Consider the following 24,456-nt stretch of genomic DNA (forward strand, 5'->3'; position numbering starts at 1 on the left):
ATAAAAAAGAATAAAAACTGCAATTCATTTAACACTAAAATTTTGTACACCGTTTATTAGTCTATGCGATCTTGAGTATATCGCTATTTTTTCTCGCTAAAATCACTGCTAATGTTTGGGGTTAGCTCAACCAGTAAGTTAACAAGGGTTTCAAGCAATGGTTTTTGCTCATTATCCCTATGATAAGCAACAAAAATATCGCGAGATGTGTGCTCTACATCCGACACTTCAAATAACTCTCCATTCTCAATATGGCTTTTTGCTAACACTTCAGGAATAAATGCACTACCACCACATTGCAATATTAAATCTAATGCAATACGCCCTGTACTTGTACGAAAATACGGAGGCGTACGTCCGGTAAATTGACGTGCGTGCCACAGCGAAAAAGTAGTGCCCCAGTCAACATAAACATATTGGTTATCAAAAAAATTATCATTGGCTGCAGATTCAAAAGCACTCACAGGAATGATGGGTAATGCGCAAATACGCTCTACAACTAATTCATCCACTTTAGGCGGATCAAATAATATAGCCAAATCCAGTGTACGTTCTAACAATAAACGCGTACTTTCTTGCTGTGCTTTAACTTCAGCAACGAGTGACACACCGGGCATAGCAGATACAATATTTGAAATACCAAATTGTAAAAAAGCATCCCATATATTAGGTGTACCCGCTAAACACACTTGCTTATGCATGTTGTCAGCAAGTGCCACATCAACTTTTGCACGTTGCATACCTGTAATAATAATTTGTGCGTGCGGTAATAGACGCTCGCCAGGTGCTGTAAGCTGAATATTGTTACGTTGTCGAATAAACAGGTTAACGCCTAAACCTTGCTCTAATTGACGAATTCTAAAACTTACCGCCGATTGCGTGATATAAAGGTTTTCAGCCGCCTTACCAAAGTGGCGAGTTCGCACCACCTCAACAAACGTTTTTAATAAATCGATATCCAATATTTTATCCTCACGATAAAAATTTTTTGTTTAATAAATTACGTAACTTGATCCATACTCCAGCTTAAGATCCGGGTATGAGGAAACAGCAATGAACATTAATATTTCACTACTTCGTCAAGCATTTGTAAGCCAACGTCAGTTCTATGATGATTACAATTTTCCACGCGGATTTTCGCGTAGCGGCAACTTTACGTTACTTGAAGCCAGTATCCTTGAGCAACACGGTGTTGTTCTACAGGGGTTATACAACAAAACCCTTGAACCACAAAATGAAATTCAAGAACAATTTATATCTGTTACTGCAGGTAGCCAAGAGCCGACGAATCCAATCGAGCGTGCTTGGATCAAATACTTAAAATTAACGACTTCAAAAACAAAATTTCACACTTTATTTGGTCGTTCAAAAATGTCGGCACCTACGCTGCCAAGTAGCGACTATTATTCAGAATCTGATAGCATCTAAAATTCCTTTTTAGGCCACTTTCGCGTTGATTTATAAGTGGCCAAAAGACATTGTTATTTGCTTTTTCTTGTTTTAGCGGTTACAACTTGTATAAGCAATTATATTCGGCAAAGCCGAAAACAAGGTGTTACGTGACACGAAAAATACTTATCATTGAAGATACACCTACAATAGCGCGAGTACAAAAGCATATAGCGATGAAAATCGGTTATGATGCGGATATTGCAGGTTCGTTAGCTGAAGCTAAAGAGCTGATCAGTAAAAACTCATATTTTTGCGCTGTAGTAGATTTCATATTACCCGACGCCCCTAGGGGAGAAGCGGTGCCCTGCACTATAGAAGCTGAAATTCCAACTATCGTCATGACCGGAAGTTTAGATTCAACAACGCGTGACACTGTTGAAAAGTATCCAATTATTGATTACATCACTAAAGAAAATAAACAAGCCTATCAATACTTAGAAAAACAATTGCAGCGCCTACCTCGTAACGAAAATGTTAAAGTACTCGTTGTAGATGACTCAGCTGCTACACGTCGTCATATTTGCAGCTTACTTAGCCGCCATAAATACCAAATACTCCAAGCAAGTGATGGTATTGAAGCCTTAGCAATGCTAGAAAAAACACCCGATATAGCTGTCATTATCACTGATAATGAAATGCCCAATATGAATGGTGATGAACTGTGCGGCGAAATTCGCCGACTTTACAGTAATGATGAAAAAGCAATTATTGGTATTTCTGGCTCTGATGCTTCTCATCTTTCAACACGTTTTCTTAAAAATGGTGCTAATGACTACTTGCGAAAACCATTCAACAATGAAGAATTTTATTGTCGTTTAAGCCAAAACGTCGACATGCTAGAGCAAATAGCCACAATCCGACTGCAAGCAAATACTGATTTTTTAACTAAGCTACCTAACCGACGTTACTTTTTTGAAGAAACAACAAAGTCACTGAAAAAAATAGAAAAAAGCAGTCAAGCCTCCTCTTTAGCTATGCTTGATATTGACCACTTTAAATCAATCAATGACACGCATGGACATGATGTGGGCGATGAAGTACTTAAAGGACTGTCTATTTGCTTTGCTAAATATTTTGAAAAGCAGCTCGTTGCTCGTTTAGGTGGTGAAGAGTTTGCTGTTTATTTTGGCGAAACAAGCAAAGAAGAAGCACTGAAACGCCTTGAAGGGTTTAGGCACTTTATTGAACTAAGCAGCTCAGAATTTAGTAATTTAAAAATTAAATTCACAATCTCCATTGGGTATGTACACGGGCCTGTTTATCAAATTGATGAATTATTAAAACAGGCCGATATAAAACTTTACGAAGCAAAAGAGTCTGGTCGTAATATAGTTATTTCTTAAACTAATTCTGCTCGCGCAAGGAGCGCTGCTTTCTTGCGCTTTTGTGCTTGTCGGTACGAGTCCCAGCTAAATATTGCCAGCGCACTCCAAATACATGCAAAAGTAACAACGCGCTCCGCGCTAAACACTTCACCGTAAAATACCACCGCGAGTACAAACATCAGACTTGGACCAATATACTGAAAAAAGCCTAATGTTGTATATTGCAATCTTTTTGCAGCTCCCGTGAAACACAGTAAAGGTAATGTTGTTATAACACCCGCACTTATCAACAGTAGATTTGTATGCCAATCATTAACAATGAGATCTGAACTTGCTGTAGGAAGCATAAACCACCAATAAATAGCTGCAAATGGTAATAGTATAAGCGCTTCCAATAATAGACCTGGTAACGATTCGATAGGTAACTTTTTACGTAATAATCCATAAATAGCAAATGAACTAGCGAGTGAAAATGCCACTACCGGAAATGAACCAAAGCTAATTAATTGAATAACGACCCCGCCAAGCGCCAGAGCGACAGCAAAACCCTGCCATTTTCGTAGCTTTTCGCCTAAAAACAACATACCTAGCAACACGTTTAAAAGTGGATTAATATAATACCCAAGACTGGCATCAAGCATATGGTTATTATTAACTGCCCATATAAATAATCCCCAGTTAAACCCCAGCAGTGTAGCTGTTAGGGTAAGCATTAAAATTAACTTTGGTTGCTTAATGACATGCTGGATTTTATGCCACTGCTTTAAAACAGCGACAATAATCACAATAAATAACACCGACCACACAACTCGGTGCATTAATATTTCAAAAGCCGATATGTGCTGTAATAACTTAAAGTAAATGGGCGCAAGACCCCACATAAAAAAAGCCATGCAGGCTAAAATAACACCCTTGCGTTGTTCTTGATTAGTAGGCATAAATAGAATCTAGATGCTGAAAAAGGCCGCTAGTTTACCCCCTGAACACATTTTATCCAACTAAATACGTTGCTGTACCAAACGCTATTTGAGTTCTTTTTTCATTATGCAATTCCATCCGACAAACACACACTTTATTGCCTGAACGAATCAGCTTTGCACTCGCGGTAAACTCTACTCCCTTACCTGGACGTAAATAATCGGTACGTAAATCAATAGTACCTAAAGTCGCTAATTTCTGCTGAATGCTCACTATATCGAATTCAGTAAGCTTATCAATCATCGCAGCGGCAGCAAGCATACCACCTACATTATCAAGTACCGCTGAAATCACACCACCATGAAGAATTTTTTGTGCTGGGTTACCAATAAATACATCTTGCCAAGGGAAACTAATTTGCGCTTGCTCAGCATCAAGCGATACAACCTTAATTTGTAAGAATTGATTAAACGGCATTTGCTCTACGAATACCTTAGCGACTTGCTCAATTAATATAGTTTTATTCATTATTATTATCTATTATTTGAATCTGGTAGGATGAGTAAAGCATAGCATTGTATAAAGTGCGATATAAAAAGCGTATAGGTAGCTATGCAAGGTCACTTAAAAGCTCTAAAATAAGCGCAATGAATACACAAACCCCCACATCAAGCACCATAGTGCGCACTCCCGCAGCCATACTTAAGCAAGTGTTTGGCTATAGTGAATTTCGTGATGGCCAAGAAACGGTTATCAATGCAGCATTAAGCGGGCAAGACTCATTGGTGTTACTGCCCACTGGTGGCGGTAAGTCAGTATGTTACCAAGTCCCAGCTTTAGCTTTTGAAGGGTTAACGGTAGTTATTTCTCCGTTAATCTCTCTAATGCAAGATCAAGTAACACAATTACAGGCATTAGGTGTGAAAGCAGCTTACATCAATAACAGCCTTAATCGGGATGAGCAGCAGCAAATTTACCAACAGTTACACAGTGGTTTAATTAAATTACTTTATGTTGCACCTGAAAAAATTTTACAACACGAATTTTTAGAGAGGTTGCGTCATTTAAATATCAGTTTATTTGCGATTGATGAAGCTCACTGCGTTTCTCATTGGGGTCATGATTTTCGTCCACATTACTGCCGTTTAAGCGAACTTAAGCATCATTTCCCTCATGTCCCCATGATGGCTCTAACTGCCACAGCAGACACCGCTACTCGCTTTGATATTGTGCAGCAACTTGGCTTAAACGCCCCCTATATACACACGGGCAGTTTTGATAGACCAAACATTCGCTATACCATTGAAGAAAAATTCAAGCCTTTAGCACAATTGTTACGCTACTTAAAAGAACAACAAAATCAAAGTGGTATAATTTATTGCACCAGTCGTAAGCGCGTCGATGAAATAGCCGAAAAGATTGCCGATGCAGGAATGAATGCAGCGGCCTATCATGCAGGGATGAGCAACGAACAGCGTCAATTTGTACAAACCGGCTTTGCCCGTGACGATATTCAAATCGTTGTCGCAACGGTTGCTTTTGGAATGGGTATAAATAAACCGAATGTGCGCTTTGTATTGCACTATGACATTCCTAAAAGTATTGAATCTTACTACCAAGAAACCGGCCGAGCAGGACGTGATGGCTTAGCCGCTGAAGCAATTATGTACTTTGACCCTGCTGATATCGGCCGCGTAAGACGGTTCTTTGAAGATATAGAAGATGAGCAACGCCGTCGCGTTGAAGAACAACGTTTCAATGCCATGGCTAGTTTTGCAGAGGCACAAACTTGTCGCCGACAAATACTGCTTAACTATTTTAGTGAATATCAGCGAGAGCCATGTGGCAACTGCGACATATGCCTTAACCCGCCAAAAAGTTTTGATGGCACTTTAGTCGCACAGCAAGCACTATCCTGCGTATATCGAGCCGAGCAACGTTTTGGTTTAGGTTACATTGTTGAGTTATTGCGTGGCGCGAACACCAGTAGAATTCGAGATAACAACCATCATCAGCTCAGCACTTATGGTATTGGTAAAGATCATAGCAGTGAGTTTTGGCTCAGTATTTTACGCCAACTTATTCATCAAGGCTTATTGAGTCAAGATATAACCCAAGGCTCATCTCTTCGATTAACTGAAGGTGCGCGAGCAATTTTAAAAGGCGAATTCGCCTTACAGATGGCTGAACCTCGCCTGCAAGCAAAACACGTATACCAAGATAAATTGGCACAGTTTAATTACGATAAAAAGTTATTTGCGAAACTCAGAGCCTTACGTAAAGAACTTGCCGATGCAGATGATGTGCCACCCTATGTTGTCTTTAATGATAAAACACTTGCTGAAATGGCACAATTAATGCCCACTAACGACAGTGAATTTCTTAAAGTGTCGGGTGTAGGCTTTACTAAGCTCAATAAATACGGCGGCCCATTTTTGCACGCAATTCGTAACTATTTAGCACAATCCTAAGTACAGAGTAATGTCATGACTCAATACCAATTTGATAACCGCCACAATGTGATTATAATCACTCCAAGTGAAATGCCCAATGACGACGACTTTGAGCTATGGGCACATTTATTTTTACACAGCTCTGAGATTAAAATAGGTGAGTTTGAAGCTGGAGCCGACCGCCATCAAATGCGCTTTAATTATGAACAGCAAGGTTTTAACTTAAACTTCGAGCATTATAGTAACAGTGTCTGGATCAATGGCGAAGGCCAAGAAGCCAATCACTTATTAGCCGCATTAACGCATTATTTCCTAACACAAATGCAACAATGAACTAGACTTATACTATGAGTTAACCTGTATACCCAAGCCACCTCAAGACGCAAAATTCAGCGTTTCAAAGGGCTTAATATCAAGGCGCGACTTTGTAAAAATGGATTGATTTTAACAATAGAACGACTATTACTTGTAATCAATACCTTGTTGCCTAAATCGCTTTTAAATCCAACTGAAACTAGCATCTTGAGGTGGTTTGGGTATAGTAAGATAATACTAACTACGCATACCTAAGGTGTTTGAATGGTCGCAAACAGTTTCACTACATTTATTTTTCTCTCCTGTGCCAGCACTATGCTCTATAGTCAAAGTGGGCAAGCACAATCAATTGATCTAGGGAAAAGCAGTTGTAGTAATCAGCGCACCATTTCACCCAGCGAAAATAACCTTCGTCGTCAGCTTGATGGCGATGAATTATTACCTGAAAAAACCGCAAATGCTCGTATTGGGAATATCAACCTAGAACAGCTCAATGTATTTAACACGGCGCTTGAAGAAGAAGATAATTTCCTGTTCCGTTTTGCCAATCGTGTTCACATGACTACAGAACCAGATGTAATAAACAATCTTTTGCTATTTCGTTCTGGTGAAGAATATGAACCTAAAAAACTCTCCGAATCTGAACGCCTCCTAAGACGTCAAGGCTATCTATATGATGCAAAAATTGATGCTGAGATTAACTGTAATGGCGAAGTTGACGTAAACGTAGTTACCCGAGACCTATGGACCTTGCTCCCTGAAATTAGCTTTAGCCGCAGTGGCGGAGAGAATAAATCAAGCATTGGTTTTCGTGAATCAAATTTACTTGGTTGGGGGAAACGCCTTTCATTTTCACGCACTACAGACGCTGACCGCAGTGGTTATTTATTTGTCTATGACGATCCAAATATACTATCAACTCGTTATCGAGGGCGCATTGAGTATTCCGATAACAGTGATGGAAAACGCCACCTACTAGAGCTTACATATCCTTTTTATTCAATTAATACACCATACAGTTATGGCCTTGTCAGCTACTCGGATCAACGCACAGAATCGCTCTACCAACGTGGCGAAGTGTACAGCGAATTTGAACAAAAAACTGATTATAACCGTATTCATTTTGGTCACTCAAAACAACTAGGAAATAGCTGGACCCAGCGCTTAAGCGTTGGCTATGTGCACGAACAACACTCGTTTAATAAAACTGTGAATACATTTTCACCATTGGCAGATGAACGCCAACTTAGTTACCCATACGTAAGCGGGCATTGGTTTGAAGACCACTTCATTAAAGTACGAAACTTTGACAGTATTTACCGCACCGAAGATTTAAATCTAGGCTGGAATATTCAAAGCTTGCTCGGGTATTCAAATAAGCAAATTAGTGATGACGATAGCCGTGCTATTTATTCATTTAATGCGAGAAAAGCCCACTTTAGCGGTGATAACACGCTATGGCGTTTTCAAGCTAGTCTTGATGGCAACTGGAATGAAAAGCAAAGTAAAGTTGAAAACCTATTCGCCAGTAGCCAAATACAATATTATTTAAATACCACAACTAAGCAGTCATGGTATGCAAAAATACGTTTAGACTATGCCAAAAACCTTACTCACGATAAACAACTAAGCTTAGGCGGAGAAAACGGCTTGCGTGGCTACCCGCTTGACTATCAACAAGGTGATCGTAGCTTTTTAATAAATTTAGAAAAACGCTATTACTGGGAATATGATTTACTGCAACTATTTAAAGTCGGTGGAGCTGCCTTTGTTGATATTGGTCGCGCTTGGTTTAACGACCAAGCCAATACTAATCACGGTAAAGTATTAAAAAATGCAGGTATCGGATTAAGGCTGGCCCCTAGTCGCGCTAATGCAGGAACAGTCATTCATTTAGATATTGCAGCACCACTGGACAAGAGCAATGACGTTGACTCAATTCAATGGTTAGTCACTGTAAAAAATACCTTTTAAAGTACACCAAAAACGCTAAACTACGGAGCTATTAATACCTTTTTGGATTCATTGTGGAACTGCTCGAACTCATCGAACTTTTTAGTACGCAATATAAACTTATTGTTACAGTCGTGGCGCTTTTAGTTTTCCCTGTACTTTTAAAGCTGACTAAAAAGCTGCTTGAGAAAACAATTAAAGGTAAAATCGACATTCATCGTAAATACCGCGCTGAGTTACTTTTAAAAATTATACTCGCCATAGTAATGATTTGTTTAGTGCTGGTGTTTTGGGGTATAGAGCTGCGCGGTTTGCTTGTACTTGGTTCATCATTATTTGCCATGTTAGGTGTCGCACTATTTGCTGCTTGGTCACTCTTAAGCAACCTCACCTCATTTTTACTGATGTTTATTCAAAATGATTGCCGTGTTGGCTATTGGGTACGCATTATTGACGGTGCTAACTTTATCGAAGGCCGCATTGTCGAAATGGGTTTAATGAATGTCGTGCTTGAACATATTGATGGTCACCGCGTTATTTACCCTAATAATCTCTTTGTTACGCGTCCTGTGATGGTGTTAAATAAAGAACCTAAACCTACAAAGCCCGTCGCTATAAAACGTGTAATTGGCCCGAAAAAAACGCTATAAGATAAAAAGCCATTTAAGGATATCCTCAAATGGCTTTTAAAATAACGTTTAGCTTACTAATTATTTAATTCAGCTGTTTTCAACTCATCTTCAATATCGCTGATTTCATCGATAAAAGTTTCAAGTTGCTGCTCAACCAAGCTGTTTGCATGAGCAAAATACGCTAAGTGGAACACCGCATCACCTTCATTAACAAGCGGCATTGTCTGTTGACCAATAACAATACCACTGCGTGGTGCTAATAGTTCTAACTCAGAGTCGCCTAATGGGCTACTTATATACGCTAAAATCTGCCCTTTATTAACCTTCTCGCCAAGTGATACCTGCGCACGTACAATACCGTCCACTTCAGCACGTACCCAACTTGTTGAGCTGGCAATAATTGGCTCTGGCAATTTTTTAGCACGTTTACCGCGGCTCATTTTTAAGTGGCGCATCACATAATCAACACCTTGTACACCTGCTGCTATCGCAATTGGATCAAAGCGAAGTGCTTCACCAGCTTCATAAGTGATCACAGGGATCCCTAAGTTAGCCGCTTCACTGCGTAGTGAACCATTTCGTAGTGATGCATCTATCACCGCTGGCGTGCCAAATGCTTTTGCCATTTGTGCGGTAGCATCATCACTTAAATCTGCGCGAATTTGCGGTAGATTCGTACGATGAATAGCCCCTGTATGTAAGTCAATAATATGAGTGCAATGCACTGCCACTTGACTGAAAAACATGTGCGCCATGCGACCCGCAAGCGAGCCACGGATAGAGCCAGGAAAACTGCGATTCATATCACGGCGATCTGGTAAATAACGCGACTTATGGATAAAACCAAATACATTTACGATCGGTACCGCTATAAGCGTACCACGTAGCTGCGTAGGATCGATTTTAGCCAATAACTGACGAACAACTTCAACACCATTGAGCTCATCACCATGAATGGCTGCACACACCATCAGTACAGGCCCTGCATGAACGCCATTTACCACTTCAATAGGAATATTTAGCGGCGAGTGTGTATAAAGCTTTGCAGCCTCTAATGCGAGCGTTTTACGCTCACCCACACCAACAGTTTCACCTAATAAAGTAAAAGAGCTATTGATTTTAACCTTTGCCACGTGTTGCCGTTCCTTTAGTTGCAGCGGCTTTTTCGATAAAGTCGATCACCATACCTGCAATATCTTTTCCTGTTGCTACTTCAATTCCTTCAAGACCTGGTGATGAGTTTACTTCCATCACTAATGGGCCACGTGATGAACGAAGTAAGTCAACCCCAGCTACATTCAAGCCCATTGCTTTAGCCGCAGCCACCGCTGTTTTGCGTTCTTCTGGTGTAATACGCACTAATGTTGCACTGCCACCGCGGTGTAAATTAGAGCGGAACTCACCTTCTTGTGCTTGGCGCTTCATTGCGGCAATCACTTTATCACCTAGTACGAAGCAGCGAATATCGGCACCACCAGCTTCTTTAATGTATTCTTGTACCATGATATTAGCTTTTAAGCCCATGAATGCCTCAATAACACTCTCAGCCGCTTTACGTGTTTCAGCTAATACAACACCAATGCCTTGCGTACCTTCTAGTAACTTAATAACAACTGGTGCACCGCCTACCATTTCCAATAAGTCTTTCACGTCATCAGGCTTGCTTGCAAACCCTGTTACTGGCATGCCTACACCTTTGCGTGATAATAACTGTAATGAACGCAATTTATCGCGAGAGCGTGAAATAGCAACTGACTCATTAACAGGAAATACATTCATCATTTCAAACTGACGTAATACAGAGCAGCCATAAAATGTTACTGACGCACCAATACGTGGCACGATCGCATCGAAATCTTTTAAGTTTTCACCACGATAGTGGATCTCTGGTTGTTCAGAGTTAATGTTCATATAACAACGTAGTGCGTCAATCACTTTAACTTCGTGCCCACGTGCTTGAGCGGCCTCAATTAAGCGACGCGTTGAGTACAAGTTTTTGTTGCGAGATAAAATACCGATTTTCATAATCAAATCCTTTACTAGTGCATATTCTGTTTTAAGTTATTATGTAGTTAAAACTTTGGCACATTTTTATAATAAGTGAGATAAAGCCGGGTCTACGACTATACGATTTTCCATGGCTGTCCGCCCTAATAACATTCTAAACTTCATACTTGCACGACTTGTTAAAGTCACCTCAATTGGCCAACTTTTATCTCCGGCATGAAGCATTGTTTCAATAAAATAGCGTAACTCTCGCTGCCCACTTGAGCTTGTTACATACTTCATTTTTTTAACTTTAACGTCGCACTGTATTTTAGTGTGTTCGTCGTCTTGCAATGGCTGAGCAATAAACTTTACCCATTTCTCCCCATCGCGTTCATATTCTTCAATATTAAGAGCATGAATACATGAAGTACGGGCGCCCGTATCAATCTTAGCTTTAATTTTATTTATGCCAAGTTCAGGTAAACTTAACCACTCACGCCAACCAACAATTATCTTTGCCGTCATAAATGTGCCCTTTAATAAAAAAGTGTCTTATACGCTACACACACAAAAAGACCAATGAAATAATTTTATCTAATCAATCAATCGATTTGATTGACCTAATCAGCTCAATAGTCAACCATATAAACAATACACTAATAATGAGAATTTACTATGTTCGACGGTTTATTACATGCACTCATACTTGATGAGCAAGGCGGTTCACGTGCAATCGAAAGCAGTGCCGAACTTCACAATTGGCAGCCATCTCATGGGAAATTATGGGTGCATATGGATTATAGCCAAAGCGACGCTGTTGAATGGCTAAAAAGCTGTGATTTTTTAACTGATTACGAGCTAGAATCATTGACTGCAGAAGAAACTCGTCCTCGTATAGCGAGAGCGACAAATGGCTGTATGCTGTTTTTACGTGGTGTAAATTTAAATCCGGCACAAAGCCCTGAGGACATGGTGTCTATTCGTTTGTTTATTAATGAAAATGTAGTAATAACAACACGCAAACGTAGATTGCTATCGGTGCAGGATATTCTTGCTTCATTACATGAAAATACTGGGCCAAGCAGTATTTCTGAATTAGTGTGTCAATTAGCGCAAAACCTTACGTCTCGTATGCAAGGCGTTATTGATGGTTTAGACGATACGTTAGATGTATTTGAAGATGAAATTGATGAACCTACCAAGCGTTTTGATAATCAAGGTTTGTCACAATTACGCCGCCAATCAATTGGCCTAAAACGCTATATTAGACCGCAAAAAGAAGCACTGAGTACATTGATGGCAAATAAATATAGCTGGCTCAATGAAAACGATAAAGCGAAACTAAACGAAACAACGAACATGCTTATTCGTTTTATTGAAGAGTTAGACAGCTCTATCGAGCGCGCGCAGATAATTCAACAAACGATTACCAACCAAATATCTGAGCAATTAAATCAACGTATGTATGTGATGTCGGTTGTCGCGGCTTTATTTTTACCTCTGGGGTTTTTAACTGGTTTGCTCGGCGTTAATGTTGGTGGTATTCCAGGCACTGATAGCCCTTATGCCTTTAGCTTATTTGTGCTTTTTTTAGTTGTACTTACGAGCAGTATTGGTATTTACTTTAAAAATAAGAAATGGCTTTAATATGATCTAGGCGAACTCTTTGTTCGCCTTTTTCTTGATGTTCAATAAGTAAAAATTCACCTTCCCCTTTAAGGTTTAGTAAATTTTTAGCATTACCTACTACCAGTGTATTATCCGTGGTAATTATTTTAACCATTGAAAAGTGCATACAAAACAATTCATATTGATCGTAATCACTGCATTTTATTGGTTGATAAGTCATTGGCGTTAATCATTGATAAAACTAAAGTGTAGCAGGAAGAAAAAGAGAAGAAAAATAATAGCAAATGGCGCTCTCGGTAGGGATCGAACCTACAACTCAGCCTCCGGAGGGCCACGTGATATCCATTTCACCACGAGAGCACATTTGTGCCGCCACACCAACTCGCGATATCAGTGCTTAGGCATCAGCAATAATAAAGGCATCTGCAACTAAATGCTAGCTTCTATCGCCTATATGCCTATTAATTCAGCAAATTATAATAAATTGCTTCACAAGCAAGCAAAAAACAGCTATTAAATTATACTTAGTAAAAATTAATAACCATTTTGCAACATATCTATACTAGAGACGTACTTATCAAGCACGTGTAAAAGGTTTAACAAGAGGAAGTATTTATGAGTTTAATGTCAACCGAGCAAGTCGCTGAATTTTTAGGTGTAAAAACAGAACGTGTTAAGCGCCTTGCGCGAGAAAGTTTGTTAATTTCAAAATCAGTCGATGAGAACGGTGAGCCTTTATTTGATTCTGATGAAGTCACTAAATATAAAGAACTTGCAGCACGCTTTGGTGGTCTTTAGGGCTTACTAAAGCGTAAATTAATTAAACGGTCTAATTGCGTACGTAAAACGGTTACCTTATCACCCACCGAACGTGCGCTATACCAAAGAATACATAACAGCAAAAATATTAATTGGTAGCACTCAAGCTTTCTAACCGATACTGTAAATCGATGTTGTATAGGCAACGATCGCTGATACGTCTCGAGTAAACCTACCTTCTCAACTGGATCAAGCTCACAACTGACTACAATCGCGGCTAAATCAAAGTATACGTCATTGGTCTTCGCGTATTCAAAATCAATTAAAAACATTCCATAGGGGTTTTCTATAATGTTTTCTTTAACTAAATCATTATGACAAAAACCACTATCACGTGGAAATAGTTCAACCTGTGACAACGTTTGCTCAATGATAATTTTATAATGTTGATAAAGTGAGGTATCACGATAGTGATCAAGCTCTTGTTTGATGTCCATAGGTAACGTAACGACTTGATGGTGATGTAAAGCGACCAATTTATTTATTAACTCAGGGGTATAATTATTATTGGTGATAGCGCCTTCAATATACTCAAAAATAGCAAATTGGTTAATTTCATCTACCCATAAAAGCTCAGGGCACACCTGCTTTTTGGCAAATAAAGCTTGCGCCGACAAGCCGACGGTAGGCCAATGTTCACGGTAAAACTTTAGCAAATAAGCATGTTGCTTGGTACGTACTAGAAAGTTGTCGTTACTTAAGCCGTTATGAAGACGCTCAATACTGAATATTTTTAATCGAGAATTAAAAGCGGCAAAAATACCGCTAATTTCATTATCAGTCATACAGCTCCTTATAATTGCGCTAAGGGTTTGGCTTGATTTTGTTCATATTCTTCGTACCAGGTTTTAAACCCCCACACAGCCATAATGGTATAAAATACAAATAATGCTAATGTTGGGTAGTAGCCTTTCTCGTAATATAAATACATCGAAGCTGTATCAATAACTATCCAATACAACCAATTTTCGAGTACTTTTTTAGCAACTAAGTAAGTTGTTACCACAGCAAAACAGGTAGTAAAGCTATCTAAATAAGCAAAATCTGCATGGGTGTAATTAGTCATAACATAGCCCAGTATTACTGCAACGATTGAAGTCGCTACAATAATCACTAAGTGCTGATTTAGCGTCCATGAAGTAATCACTAACTCACGTAAGTTGTCCCCCCCTCTACGCCAGGCTATCCAGCCATATACTGCCATATACATATAATAAAAATGTAGCAGTGACTCCATTAACAAGGCACCATTCCAATACATTATTGTATAAATAAATGTGCTTAAGAATGCAGCAGGCCAACACCAAAGGTTCTCTTTTATTGCTAACAATAAATACGCCATTGAGAGTGCTACGGCTATATATTCCCAATACGACATCGCGGTAAACCCTGCGAGCGTTTGTGTTATAAATTCCATAATTGATCCGTTTAGACTTTAAAGTTCAGGAGAGAGATCACCATTTAGAAATTTACAAACAAAAATAGCCTTACCAAACTCTTCGTATGAACGTTTTATCTCTGTATTTAACACTGACATTACCAAATCGTAATCACCAAAAATCTGTGTTGATAGCGTATTTGTTATTACTTTTAAATCATCATATTCATTTAAACGATCAATAAAACCTTTAATAAATGGAATATAATCTTGATGAAGTGGGTATTTACTGATCTCTACTGATAATTTCATGATAATCCTTGATATTAACGACGAAAATTATAACTATTGTAACGTGACCCCAGACACAAGTCATTCAAAGGTAGAGTGGATGTAAAAGAAGGTGTAAAATCACTGTAATTTAATTCCGTTTACGAGTTTCTCATGGCACGACGCATTACTTACAAATTTAAAGATCAACCTCGCGAAATTAATTTTGCAAAAGATAAATACCACGATATGTATCAAGCGATTGCAGCTGCTGAAGGTATTGATTTAACTAACTACCTCAGCATGGTTCAGCAAATTGAAATGACATCGAAAGGCTCAGCGTCTGTCCGTAACTTTCGTGATCAAGAGTTTGCACGTATGGGATTTAGCGATGTGTACTTTATTAAAGAGTAGCTATATTAAAGAGTAGCTATAAATTTCGCTACTCTAGGTATTCATAGCTGACACGAGGGGTAATATTACAGAGTAACTCGTAAGGAATTGTCGTAGCACATTGGGCGACTTCTTCAACGGGTAACTCTGGGCCCCACATCTCGACTTCATCGCCTACTTTAATGCCAGCGGTGTTTTCACCAATGTCCACACTGATCATATCCATTGAGACACTTCCTGCGATAGGGTAACGTTTAGAGCCTATTACCACAGGCGTCCCTTGCTTTGCATGGCGCGGATATCCATCACCATATCCCATTGCAACCACAGCAAGCTTAGTGGCCTTAGTGCTTTGCCAGCGCCCGCCATATCCTACACATTGCTGCGCATCCACATCACGAATTGCTATTACTTTAGTGGTTAAACGCATCACAGGCTTTAATCCATGTTCTTTACCTGTCGCATTAAGCATTGGCGATACGCCATACATCATTAAACCTGGACGTACCCATTCACCATGACCGGCAGGCCACGCAATAATACCCGCTGAATTTGATAAACAATGCGCTTGTTGTTTACCTTGTACTAAAGAGTCAAATAAGGCAATTTGCGCAGCTGTTTTTGGATCTTGTAGATCATCAGCGCAAGAAAAGTGTGTCATCAAATTGATTGTATCTTTAGCATTACTCGTTGCTTGCAAGCGCTGGTAAAAATCATTGAGTTGCGCAGGCGCAATGCCAAGACGGTGCATACCGGTATTAATTTTTAACCAGCAACTAATTGGCTCATCAAGGCTTGCCTCTTCAAGTGCTTTAAGCTGATTTTCATCATGAATAATAGTTTGAAAGTTATTAGCCAATAAAATAGGTAAGTCATCTTGATGAAAAAAACCTTCGAGCAATACAATTGGCTTAGTTAACCCACCCGCTCTAAGTGCTAAAGCTTCATCAATGCGCGCAACAGCAAACGCATCAGCATCATTAAGATGCTGCGCTATTTTTACTAAACCATGTCCATAAGCATTGGCTTTTAATACCGCCATGACCTTACTTTTCGGCGCAAACTTGCGCACTTGCGCTAAGTTATCTGCAAGTGCTGTTAAGTTGATTTGAGCAATAGCTAAACGCATATTAATATTCGTCGTCTACCGCAGGCCCAGCGTAATTATCAAAACGCGAGAACTGACCTTGGAAGGTTAGCCGCACCTTACCAATTGGGCCGTTACGTTGTTTACCTATGATGATTTCAGCAATACCTTTGTCTGTACTGTCTTCGTTATAGACTTCATCACGGTAAATAAACATGATTAAATCGGCATCCTGCTCGATAGAGCCTGATTCACGTAAGTCAGAGTTAATTGGACGTTTATCAGCACGTTGCTCTAGGGTACGGTTAAGCTGAGACAGTGCTACCACAGGGCATTTCAATTCTTTTGCTAATGACTTGAGTGAACGTGAAATTTCAGCAATCTCTAAGGTACGATTGTCCGACAAACTTGGTACACGCATAAGTTGTAAGTAATCCACCATGATCATACTGATACCGCCATGATCACGCGCAATACGACGTGCACGTGAACGTACATCAGTTGGTGTTAAGCCTGATGCATCATCGACAAACATTTTACCTTTTTCCATGAGCAGTCCCATGGTTGAAGATAACCGTGCCCAATCATCATCATCTAATTGACCAGTACGTACTTTGGTTTGGTTAATACGACCAAGCGATGCCAGCATCCTCATCATGATTTGCTCAGATGGCATTTCTAATGAGTAAATAAGTACTGGTTTATCTTGAGTCATCGCTGCATGTTCAGCTAAGTTCATCGCAAAGGTGGTTTTACCCATTGATGGACGCGCTGCAACAATAATTAAATCTGATGGCTGTAAACCAGTCGTCATTTTATCTAGATCAGCGTAACCGGTGCTTACCCCTGTCACACCATCTTGTGGTGACTGGTATAGCTCTTCGATTTTATCGACAGTTTTTTCTAATATGCTGTGGATACTTTGCGGGCCATCGTTGCTTTTTGTGCGTTGCTCAGCAATTTTAAAAACTTTACTCTCTGCAAAATCAAGTAAGTCATGACTGGTGCGCCCTTCAGGGTTAAAACCAGCTTCGGCGATTTCATTGGCAACACCTATCATTTCACGTACTACAGCACGTTCGCGTACGATATTCGCATAAGCATCGATATTCGCCGCACTAGGAGTGTTTTTAGCAATCTCAGCTAAATAAGCAAAGCCGCCTATACCGCTGAGTAAATTCTTTTTCTCTAAGCTCTCTGAGATGGTGATCAAATCGATTGGATCACCAATCTCGGCAAGCTCAACCATCGCTTCAAAAATAAGCTTGTGAGTACGTGTATAGAAATCTTGCGAAACGACTAATTCAGCAACACGGTCAAAGGCTTGATTATCAAGCATTAAGCCACCTAAAACAGATTGCTCTGCTTCAATGGAATGAGGAGGAACTTTAAGTGTGTCGACTTGTTTATCTGGTTTAGCCATAACTTCGCAATACTAAAATACAATTGCGTCTATTCTATCGACTTGGTAACGCTGTGCAAATAGCAAAGCGGGAATTCTTTTCCCGCTTGCTACTTTTTAATTAAGTAGAATTGTTATTTTTTACGTAATTCAATTCGCCCACTGATGGTATCTATTTCAATATCTCCATCACCACCATTAATTGAAAACTCCAATTCACTTGATGGGCCGTATTTTGCTTTTTTAACTTTATCATTACTCAATTCATTGACGATTTTACCATTAGCATGTGCTTCAATTTCAAATCGTGCTGAGACATTCGCAGGAAAGAAAAACTCGGCATCACCACTAACAGACTCATAGGTTATTTGTGCACCTTTGATTAACTCATTAATCCGCACTTCGCTTTCACCATTTACGGTATTAATACGCAAACTTTTTAGTTTATCAAACGTAAAATCTATATCACCGTTTACATTCTCTAAACGCACATCTTGCGCGCGGGTTGTTGATTTTATATCGCCATTGACCGCTGTAAACCTTAATGTGCCTTGAGAGTTTTTATCGTTAATTTCACCGTTTACAGTTTCAAAGCGAATATCGCCATTAAGATCTTGCGCACTAACGTCGCCATTAACCGTGTCAAAGCTCAAGTCACCACTGAGACTTTGCACATTGATATCGCCATTGACCGTATCTATCTCAGCGCCCGCGTGTAAATCTTTGGCGCTAATAGTGACATTAACACCTGCGAACTCAAGTTCACTTGTTTTCGGCATATAGATAGTCAGTTTAGAGCCATCACCACTGTTCCAGCCATTGTTGACGTTCCGTGGCATTTTTACAATAAACTCAATCCGCCCATTGCTATTTTCTAACCTGTACCCATTGGCCTTATCATCCAGCTCACCTTCTATTTTAAGTTGCGCTTTATCCCACCCTTCGATGCGAATGTCACCTCGTTGATTTTCAATAAATACACGCTTGTTTACAGGGACATCAACTATTTCATTGATCTTTTGACCTGCTAATGCTGATAAGGGTAATACACTTAATAATAAACATAATACTTTCATAATAGGGACTCCTAAATTTGTTGCCATTTGGGTGCGTGCACCTTATTGATTAAATCCAATTGCTGTTGATATATCTGAGCAAGCATTTTCAATAGCGCTGGGTTTTCAGGCTCATTCTCAAGCGCTTGCTTTATCGCGCTTTCAGCCTCTTCCAGTTCATTTAATTGCTGCTGCCAATTATTCGTTAATGCCGGTTGATTTTGATATTGCACTAACAAGCTTTGCTTTTGCTCTGTAAAATAATCACTCATAGCAACACCCGTTTTTTGCTGCGGCGTATTAAAAAGTAACTGAGCAGTCAATAACGCTCCGACCGTGCATGCAGCAACACCAGCTAGTTTAGGCCACACAGCCACTTTAGTTTGTTGCGGTAGTTTGTGTGATAGTGCTTTTTCAATACCTGGCCACAAATCTTTTTGCGGCGGGAGTTCAGTTTGCGAGCGATTTAATGACTCAACTAAAAATTCTTCAAAATCAAGCTTGCTCATTTTCATACCACTCTTTTAATAACTGTCGTGCGCGATGAAACTGCGACTTACTAGAACCAACTGCCATACCTAGCATGGTTGCAATTTCCTCATGGCGATAACCTTCAATAGCGTGTAATACAAATACCATTCGGGCTCGCTCTGGGAGCCTTAAAACCAATTTATCGAGTCCATTTAAACCTTGGCAATCATCAGCGCTTTGCTCATCCATACCACTTTGTTCAAAACTCACTACTTTTTGCAGCCAGTTTTTATGTTTGCGTAAGTAACTAATGGCAATATTGCTGGTAACACTGTGCAGCCAAGTCGAAAATTGTGACTGCCCTTCAAAGCTAGCAATTTTATGCCATAACTGTACAAACACTTCTTGCGTGGCATCTTCAGCGTGCTCTCTATCAGCGAGTAATCGTAGGCATAATGCGTATACTCGCTTAACATGCAGTGTATACAACGCTGCATAGGCTTGTTGATCGCCACTTTTTACTTTCTCAATCAACACAGTTTCACTGTGTTGATTAAAAGCATGTTTTGCATTTATCAACATCGCAGATGTTGTCCCTTTATGATTATTATTCTGAATGTAGTTTATACTTAAGCCATGTAGAAATACGATATTTCAGGTTTTTAAGTTTCTTGCATAGTTAGACGTGAAAAGAGGTGAAAAAGGTTTAAAGGACGTTTAATTATTTTTAATTTAATCTCAATTTTGGTTAAAGTATTTCCGCGTATATTTAACTATATGAAAATAATCTCAACTGTCCAACCGGAGATTTTCAGGTATTACGGCACTAATCTCGCTAGGGGCTTTTTATCATCAGTCGATTCAACATAGTTATACCAATCTGCGTAGATATGGAGCCTATTTAATGACAAGAAAATTGCGCTATAACTAGGCTAAAATTTTTATATCTAGTTGTTCTAAATAAAATTTTTAACAACGTTATAGCGTGATTTAATTCGTTAAATTGTTCAAATATTTATGCAGATTGGTGTTAACATTGAAAATAGCCACAAGGCCTGATTTTTCAGCTAAGACTCAGAACTTAATCTATTGAAATAAAAACGACTAACCTAAGTTAGCCGTTATAAATATAAACACAATTAAGGAGTCGGTATTATGGGGTCTACCACTGCTTTTTGAGGAGTTTTATAGGACCAACCAAGGAAAATTAACTCGCCTGCAGTTTTACCTCCCCCGCCACCGCCAACATTAGTCAAGTTAACATCATGGTGAATACCACCCTTACCTGATGCGGTGACCGTTTTTCCTCTAATAGAACCACTAAAACCACCATTAGCAACCACTTTAACATCCGTTTTAGGCGCATAGATTGCAGCATACAAATTAGCATCAGCGTCTATATCTATACCATTATTTTGCTCATTGCTTGAATAGACACTAAATACAGGCTTGCCTGTGGCTGTTAAACCATGCTTCATGGTTATAGAGCCTGGTGAAGCTTTCATTTTAACTTTACCTGTTACGTAAAGAGTTAAACTACTCCCTTCTGCAATATGTATTTCTGACGACCCTTCCATTTTAAAGTCACCATTAACAACTAAAGTAACGTCACCACCGGCCACTTTTAAATTACCATTATTTAATGAAAGACTACCCATCTTGAGTACTTTAACATCAACCTCTTTATCTATCGTGGCAAGCGCATAAGTAATTGTGGCTGGGCGAGCACCTAACCAATTTTCCCATACATAGCTCCCCTGATTTTCAATTTTAGATTGCGCAATCTCAGGTGTTAACTCATAAATAACACGCGTTTCAGGCTTACTAGGAACAAGTACCGAGTTACCGTGCTTAACTATAATTTTTTCAGCCGCAGGATCAATAAGCGCAGTAACAAGTTTGGTTACATCAATTGGATCACACTTTACTTTACCGCCTTCAAAATTAGTCGGATCTTGTGAAGGAACTAACTCGACATTTGGGTTAACGTTATAGCGCAGATCTGAGTAAGGTATACCATCTTGTTCTAGTTGGGACGCCAAATTCTTTGCAGTGAATGTTCCACCATACATCACATCTAACCCATCATTATTTCGATTCACTAAGATTGTAGTTGCGCTATTGTTAGGGATAATAAAGTCCTTATTAGCCCGAATAACACCTAACACCTTGCCTTGCTTCCAAGTCACGTGACCTGCAGATAAAACATCACCACCTACAGCAGTATCAAGGGGGAAGCCGTCCGGTAAAACAGGATCGGTTGATACAGTGAAATTAGAATCAATAATAATATGATTGTTTGCGCGTAAAGTACCCGTTATAGGCGATGACCCCGAAAAAATGATACTGCCTGTTGCATGCACACTACCCCAAATTGCTGACGCTCCTGACAAGGTAACATCCTTATCTTTATAGACAGTACCTATCACCGCACCAGCTTCCGCTTTACTGGGATCATAGTCCCCCTTGCTTGAATCGAAACTATCAATTCGACCGCTCGCACTGAGTGATACGCCTTCACAGCCAACAATTGCATTTTGAAAAAGTGATTCGGCTTTACCTGGTTTAAATCCAAATCGTGCAACTAAATTGCTTTGCGCGTCACCGCTATAGCGCTGACCAAGACTAGCTATTTCTAATTCCCCAGCAAGGTTTTTACTTATGCTTGCATCATATGTTGCGTCGATTCCAATCAAACCTCTGCCACTGGCATTACCCGCTGCGGCAATTAATCCATCAATGTCTAATTCTCCATTATTATTCAACGCTTGCTGCATTAGTCTCGCTTCTTCGAACACACCTTTTTCTGCAAGCAAACGACTATTCATTTTCTTTTGAAAATTACCACTCATGCGCTCTTGTACAATATTTTCGCGTAATGAATTAAGTACTACAATACTTGCCATACTGGTCAATATAAGCACCGTAATGAGTGTAAAACCTTGCTGTTTATTGTTCACTACACACCACCAAAAGCATTCGTTAAAATAACATTAGAAACCGCAACATCAATACTTATTGCGTTACCAAACTGACTCGGTAAATTTTCAGGCGCCACATTGATTTTTACTACGTTGTTATTAATAGAAAAATTTAACCTTTCAACACCTGTTAGTAACCGCTCTGGAGCAGCAGCTCCTAACGTACACATTAAGTTATTGCCCGTTAATGTGTATATTTCCGTCGTAGGTGCCACAGCGACACTTCCATTACAGGTAATTACGCCTGCGGGCTGCCCAATACTAATAGATAACCCGTCAGCGGCGACAATCGGTAGAGTCGGTGTTTGCTTTATGCTCCGAGTAAATACTTTGCTTGTATAGCGTATAACTTCTTGTGCATTTTCAAGCTCCTTACTGACCATAATGGTACCTTTAATCGCAGAATACGACAGGCTCACCCCTGCCAATAAAAATGATCCAGCGGCCAAAGCAACCATTAATTCCACTAATGTATAGCCACGCATTGAAGAAGAGCTCATAACTAAATACACCCAGCAGGTAAAGTAGGATAACTTGCATTAAGCGATATTTGATTTACAGCTGCATCCGTCATCCGCTCATCAGCCCATGAAACTGTAATTTGCATGTCATCAGCATAAGCCGCAGGTAATGTGAGCTGAAAGTCTGTTGTTTGAGGCCCTAGAAAGGTCCGAAAGTTTACATCAGTAAATAGTGCTGGGTTTGTCGTTTGCAACTCACATAAGCGTGGCCAAATACGTTCGAGAGTATTTTGGCCTTGCACCAAAGAAACCGTATAATTGAAACTGTTATTTGCGAACTGCAACGACTTTAATTGCGCGGCAGCTAAGCCCAACAATGCTATGCCAGCAATGACAACTGACAGCATAACTTCTAACAATGAAAATCCATTTTGCTTTATCATTATGCACAACCTACCGATTTTTCAATCAGCCAATTTTGGCCGCTTTTTAAAATACACAAATAATAATCAACGGTATCAGTTGACGTATCTTCAACTAAAATTGTACTTGCAGCAGATATTTCACCAGTTGATAACACTGTACGATTAACGAGGGATACAGTAACCCCTTGATGTTGAATAACAAATTCTTTTAAAACAGTTTCGACACCATCAACAGGAGCCTTCACTTGCCACTTAGTACCGCTAACTGCTAATGTTACATCCTTATCGCGTTTCACAGCTTCACTGCGCGCATATTTATATACGCTATTAAGTTGGTTTGCAGTAGTGACTACGCGATCTTGCATAATCTGCTGGCTAAATGAAGGGAAAGCCAAGACAGCCATAATACCTATAATGCTAACTACAACCATTAATTCAACTAAAGTAAAACCAGCCGTCTTGTTCATTATTATTCCCAACAATTCGTCACGGCAAAACCACCTTTAGTAGCGGATTGTGTTCCATCTTGCTTTATAGCGAGTGCACCACAACGATCGCCTTTTTGTGCCGATGTTGATTTTGGAGTTGCTGTTAATGTAAATTGGCGATTTTTAAAATCAACATTAGCGGCGGCTCCTGGTACGCGATCTGAGGCTACATAACTAAAGCTGTAAAAGTCGGTATTGACAGCCCCATTAAAAGCATCTGGATACCCTCCATTACGAGAATAAATACGCTCTAATACTGCGCCATGTTGGAGCATTACTTGCTGAATATCAGCGCGTCGGCTACGTTCCATTTGCTCGGTATAGGCAGGCATAGCCACGGTATATAAAATACCTATAATGGCTACAACTATTAGTAACTCAACTAATGTAAAACCATTCTTTTGGCGTACATTTTCTCTCATCTTATCTTTCACTCTCTAGTTCCTTTACACTATGCCCAGTGCACAAACAATATACAGTGACAACGCTGTCAATGTCAATTAAGTACGATTTATTTACAAAAAAATATCATTTAATAGTGATAAATAATTAGTTTTTAT

Annotated in this window: 29 protein-coding genes and 1 tRNA gene; 9 read left to right on the plus strand and 21 right to left on the minus strand. The window is 39.6% G+C overall.

Annotated elements, in window-relative coordinates; translation table 11 throughout:
• Positions 1–83: 83 nt before the first annotated feature.
• Positions 84–962, minus strand: coding sequence for a LysR family transcriptional regulator (locus tag A7967_RS20045; RefSeq protein ID WP_064436035.1), 879 nt, complete (start codon positions 960–962; stop codon positions 84–86).
• Positions 963–1,053: 91 nt separating this feature from the next.
• Between A7967_RS20045 and A7967_RS20050 the strand changes: the two genes are divergently transcribed.
• Both A7967_RS20050 and A7967_RS20055 read left to right on the plus strand, forming a co-directional pair.
• Positions 1,054–1,428 (plus strand): MaoP family protein, encoded by a 375-nt coding sequence (locus A7967_RS20050; protein ID WP_054206686.1) that lies wholly within the window; start codon positions 1,054–1,056, stop codon positions 1,426–1,428.
• 131 nt (positions 1,429–1,559) lie between these two features.
• A complete protein-coding gene (locus A7967_RS20055) occupies positions 1,560–2,795 on the plus strand; it encodes a response regulator (RefSeq protein ID WP_064436036.1) in 1,236 nt (411 codons plus the stop codon).
• Here A7967_RS20055 and rarD read toward each other — a convergent pair.
• Positions 2,792–3,715, minus strand: a complete 924-nt coding sequence (gene rarD / locus A7967_RS20060; protein WP_054455949.1) for an EamA family transporter RarD — start codon at positions 3,713–3,715, stop codon at positions 2,792–2,794. The genes A7967_RS20055 and rarD overlap by 4 nt on opposite strands.
• 52 nt (positions 3,716–3,767) lie before the next feature.
• Positions 3,768–4,223, minus strand: a complete 456-nt coding sequence (locus A7967_RS20065; protein ID WP_054455948.1) for a thioesterase family protein — start codon at positions 4,221–4,223, stop codon at positions 3,768–3,770.
• Between the two features lie 119 nt (positions 4,224–4,342).
• On the opposite strand from A7967_RS20065, the gene recQ reads away from it, so the two are divergent.
• The 4 genes from recQ to A7967_RS20085 all read left to right on the plus strand — a co-directional run bounded on the left by recQ (position 4,343) and on the right by A7967_RS20085 (position 9,066).
• A complete protein-coding gene (gene recQ / locus A7967_RS20070) occupies positions 4,343–6,166 on the plus strand; it encodes a DNA helicase RecQ (RefSeq protein WP_054206706.1) in 1,824 nt (607 codons plus the stop codon).
• Positions 6,167–6,181: 15 nt separating this feature from the next.
• Positions 6,182–6,481, plus strand: coding sequence for a DUF3630 family protein (locus A7967_RS20075; protein ID WP_054206683.1), 300 nt, complete (start codon positions 6,182–6,184; stop codon positions 6,479–6,481).
• 246 nt (positions 6,482–6,727) lie between these two features.
• Complete coding sequence (locus A7967_RS20080) at positions 6,728–8,437, plus strand: POTRA domain-containing protein (protein WP_054206682.1); 1,710 nt, start codon at positions 6,728–6,730, stop codon at positions 8,435–8,437.
• A gap of 53 nt (positions 8,438–8,490) precedes the next feature.
• Positions 8,491–9,066 (plus strand): mechanosensitive ion channel domain-containing protein, encoded by a 576-nt coding sequence (locus A7967_RS20085; RefSeq protein WP_054206681.1) that lies wholly within the window; start codon positions 8,491–8,493, stop codon positions 9,064–9,066.
• Between the two features lie 56 nt (positions 9,067–9,122).
• On the opposite strand, the gene A7967_RS20090 is transcribed toward A7967_RS20085, so the two are convergent.
• The 3 genes from A7967_RS20090 to A7967_RS20100 all read right to left on the minus strand — a co-directional run bounded on the left by A7967_RS20090 (position 9,123) and on the right by A7967_RS20100 (position 11,562).
• Positions 9,123–10,181 carry a succinylglutamate desuccinylase/aspartoacylase family protein gene (locus tag A7967_RS20090; protein WP_054206680.1) on the minus strand — a complete coding sequence of 353 codons (1,059 nt, stop codon included), beginning with the start codon at positions 10,179–10,181 and terminating at the stop codon, positions 9,123–9,125.
• Positions 10,168–11,073, minus strand: a complete 906-nt coding sequence (gene rimK / locus A7967_RS20095; RefSeq protein WP_054455946.1) for a 30S ribosomal protein S6--L-glutamate ligase — start codon at positions 11,071–11,073, stop codon at positions 10,168–10,170. Before rimK ends, A7967_RS20090 begins: the two co-directional genes overlap by 14 nt.
• Before the next feature lie 66 nt (positions 11,074–11,139).
• On the minus strand, positions 11,140–11,562 hold the full coding sequence (locus A7967_RS20100) for an ATP-dependent zinc protease family protein (RefSeq protein ID WP_054206678.1): 423 nt from the start codon (positions 11,560–11,562) through the stop codon (positions 11,140–11,142).
• Between the two features lie 150 nt (positions 11,563–11,712).
• Between A7967_RS20100 and A7967_RS20105 the strand changes: the two genes are divergently transcribed.
• Positions 11,713–12,684, plus strand: coding sequence for a zinc transporter ZntB (locus A7967_RS20105; protein WP_054206677.1), 972 nt, complete (start codon positions 11,713–11,715; stop codon positions 12,682–12,684).
• On the opposite strand, the gene A7967_RS20110 is transcribed toward A7967_RS20105, so the two are convergent.
• Both A7967_RS20110 and A7967_RS20115 read right to left on the minus strand, forming a co-directional pair.
• On the minus strand, positions 12,662–12,886 hold the full coding sequence (locus tag A7967_RS20110) for a Rho-binding antiterminator (RefSeq protein ID WP_054206676.1): 225 nt from the start codon (positions 12,884–12,886) through the stop codon (positions 12,662–12,664). The genes A7967_RS20105 and A7967_RS20110 overlap by 23 nt on opposite strands.
• A gap of 65 nt (positions 12,887–12,951) precedes the next feature.
• Positions 12,952–13,026 (minus strand) — tRNA-Arg (locus A7967_RS20115).
• A 255-nt stretch (positions 13,027–13,281) separates the two neighbouring features.
• Here A7967_RS20115 and A7967_RS20120 point away from each other — a divergent pair.
• Positions 13,282–13,464 (plus strand): hypothetical protein, encoded by a 183-nt coding sequence (locus A7967_RS20120; RefSeq protein WP_054206675.1) that lies wholly within the window; start codon positions 13,282–13,284, stop codon positions 13,462–13,464.
• Here the strand turns inward: A7967_RS20120 and A7967_RS20125 are convergent.
• From A7967_RS20125 to A7967_RS20135, 3 genes are read right to left on the minus strand one after another with little or no spacing between them, the layout of a single operon-like run.
• Positions 13,461–14,270 carry a phosphotransferase gene (locus A7967_RS20125; RefSeq protein WP_054206674.1) on the minus strand — a complete coding sequence of 270 codons (810 nt, stop codon included), beginning with the start codon at positions 14,268–14,270 and terminating at the stop codon, positions 13,461–13,463. The genes A7967_RS20120 and A7967_RS20125 overlap by 4 nt on opposite strands.
• 8 nt (positions 14,271–14,278) lie before the next feature.
• Positions 14,279–14,902, minus strand: coding sequence for a nicotinamide riboside transporter PnuC (gene pnuC / locus A7967_RS20130; protein WP_054206673.1), 624 nt, complete (start codon positions 14,900–14,902; stop codon positions 14,279–14,281).
• Positions 14,903–14,920: 18 nt separating this feature from the next.
• On the minus strand, positions 14,921–15,175 hold the full coding sequence (locus A7967_RS20135; protein ID WP_054206672.1) for a YkoF family thiamine/hydroxymethylpyrimidine-binding protein: 255 nt from the start codon (positions 15,173–15,175) through the stop codon (positions 14,921–14,923).
• A gap of 132 nt (positions 15,176–15,307) precedes the next feature.
• Here A7967_RS20135 and A7967_RS20140 point away from each other — a divergent pair, with 132 nt between their 5' ends.
• On the plus strand, positions 15,308–15,547 hold the full coding sequence (locus A7967_RS20140; protein WP_054206671.1) for a DUF2960 domain-containing protein: 240 nt from the start codon (positions 15,308–15,310) through the stop codon (positions 15,545–15,547).
• Between the two features lie 28 nt (positions 15,548–15,575).
• On the opposite strand, the gene alr is transcribed toward A7967_RS20140, so the two are convergent.
• The 10 genes from alr to A7967_RS20190 all read right to left on the minus strand — a co-directional run bounded on the left by alr (position 15,576) and on the right by A7967_RS20190 (position 24,330).
• Positions 15,576–16,655: an alanine racemase gene (alr, locus tag A7967_RS20145; protein WP_064436037.1), complete on the minus strand. Its 1,080-nt coding sequence runs from the start codon at positions 16,653–16,655 to the stop codon at positions 15,576–15,578.
• Between the two features lies 1 nt (position 16,656).
• Positions 16,657–18,036 carry a replicative DNA helicase gene (gene dnaB / locus A7967_RS20150; protein WP_054206669.1) on the minus strand — a complete coding sequence of 460 codons (1,380 nt, stop codon included), beginning with the start codon at positions 18,034–18,036 and terminating at the stop codon, positions 16,657–16,659.
• A 113-nt stretch (positions 18,037–18,149) separates the two neighbouring features.
• Positions 18,150–19,091: a DUF4097 family beta strand repeat-containing protein gene (locus tag A7967_RS20155; RefSeq protein WP_054206705.1), complete on the minus strand. Its 942-nt coding sequence runs from the start codon at positions 19,089–19,091 to the stop codon at positions 18,150–18,152.
• An 11-nt stretch (positions 19,092–19,102) separates the two neighbouring features.
• Complete coding sequence (locus A7967_RS20160) at positions 19,103–19,585, minus strand: hypothetical protein (protein ID WP_082355730.1); 483 nt, start codon at positions 19,583–19,585, stop codon at positions 19,103–19,105.
• The gene (locus A7967_RS20165) at positions 19,566–20,123 is read right to left on the minus strand and encodes an RNA polymerase sigma factor (RefSeq protein ID WP_054206668.1); all 558 of its coding nucleotides are present in this window, start codon (positions 20,121–20,123) and stop codon (positions 19,566–19,568) included. The genes A7967_RS20160 and A7967_RS20165 overlap by 20 nt, the downstream gene beginning before the upstream one ends.
• A 557-nt stretch (positions 20,124–20,680) precedes the next feature.
• A complete protein-coding gene (locus tag A7967_RS20170) occupies positions 20,681–22,501 on the minus strand; it encodes a pilus assembly PilX family protein (protein ID WP_064436038.1) in 1,821 nt (606 codons plus the stop codon).
• Entirely contained in the window at positions 22,501–23,022 is a 522-nt protein-coding gene (locus tag A7967_RS20175) for a PilW family protein (protein ID WP_054206666.1), read from the minus strand. The genes A7967_RS20170 and A7967_RS20175 overlap by 1 nt, the downstream gene beginning before the upstream one ends.
• 2 nt (positions 23,023–23,024) lie before the next feature.
• Entirely contained in the window at positions 23,025–23,426 is a 402-nt protein-coding gene (locus A7967_RS20180) for a type IV pilus modification PilV family protein (protein WP_054206665.1), read from the minus strand.
• Positions 23,426–23,875, minus strand: coding sequence for a GspH/FimT family pseudopilin (locus A7967_RS20185; protein ID WP_064436039.1), 450 nt, complete (start codon positions 23,873–23,875; stop codon positions 23,426–23,428). Before A7967_RS20185 ends, A7967_RS20180 begins: the two co-directional genes overlap by 1 nt.
• Positions 23,876–23,877: 2 nt before the next feature.
• On the minus strand, positions 23,878–24,330 hold the full coding sequence (locus A7967_RS20190) for a type IV pilin protein (protein WP_369691076.1): 453 nt from the start codon (positions 24,328–24,330) through the stop codon (positions 23,878–23,880).
• Between the last annotated feature and the right edge of the window lie 126 nt (positions 24,331–24,456).

This window comes from Pseudoalteromonas neustonica (genome assembly GCF_001653135.1).
Lineage (GTDB): Bacteria > Pseudomonadota > Gammaproteobacteria > Enterobacterales > Alteromonadaceae > Pseudoalteromonas > Pseudoalteromonas neustonica.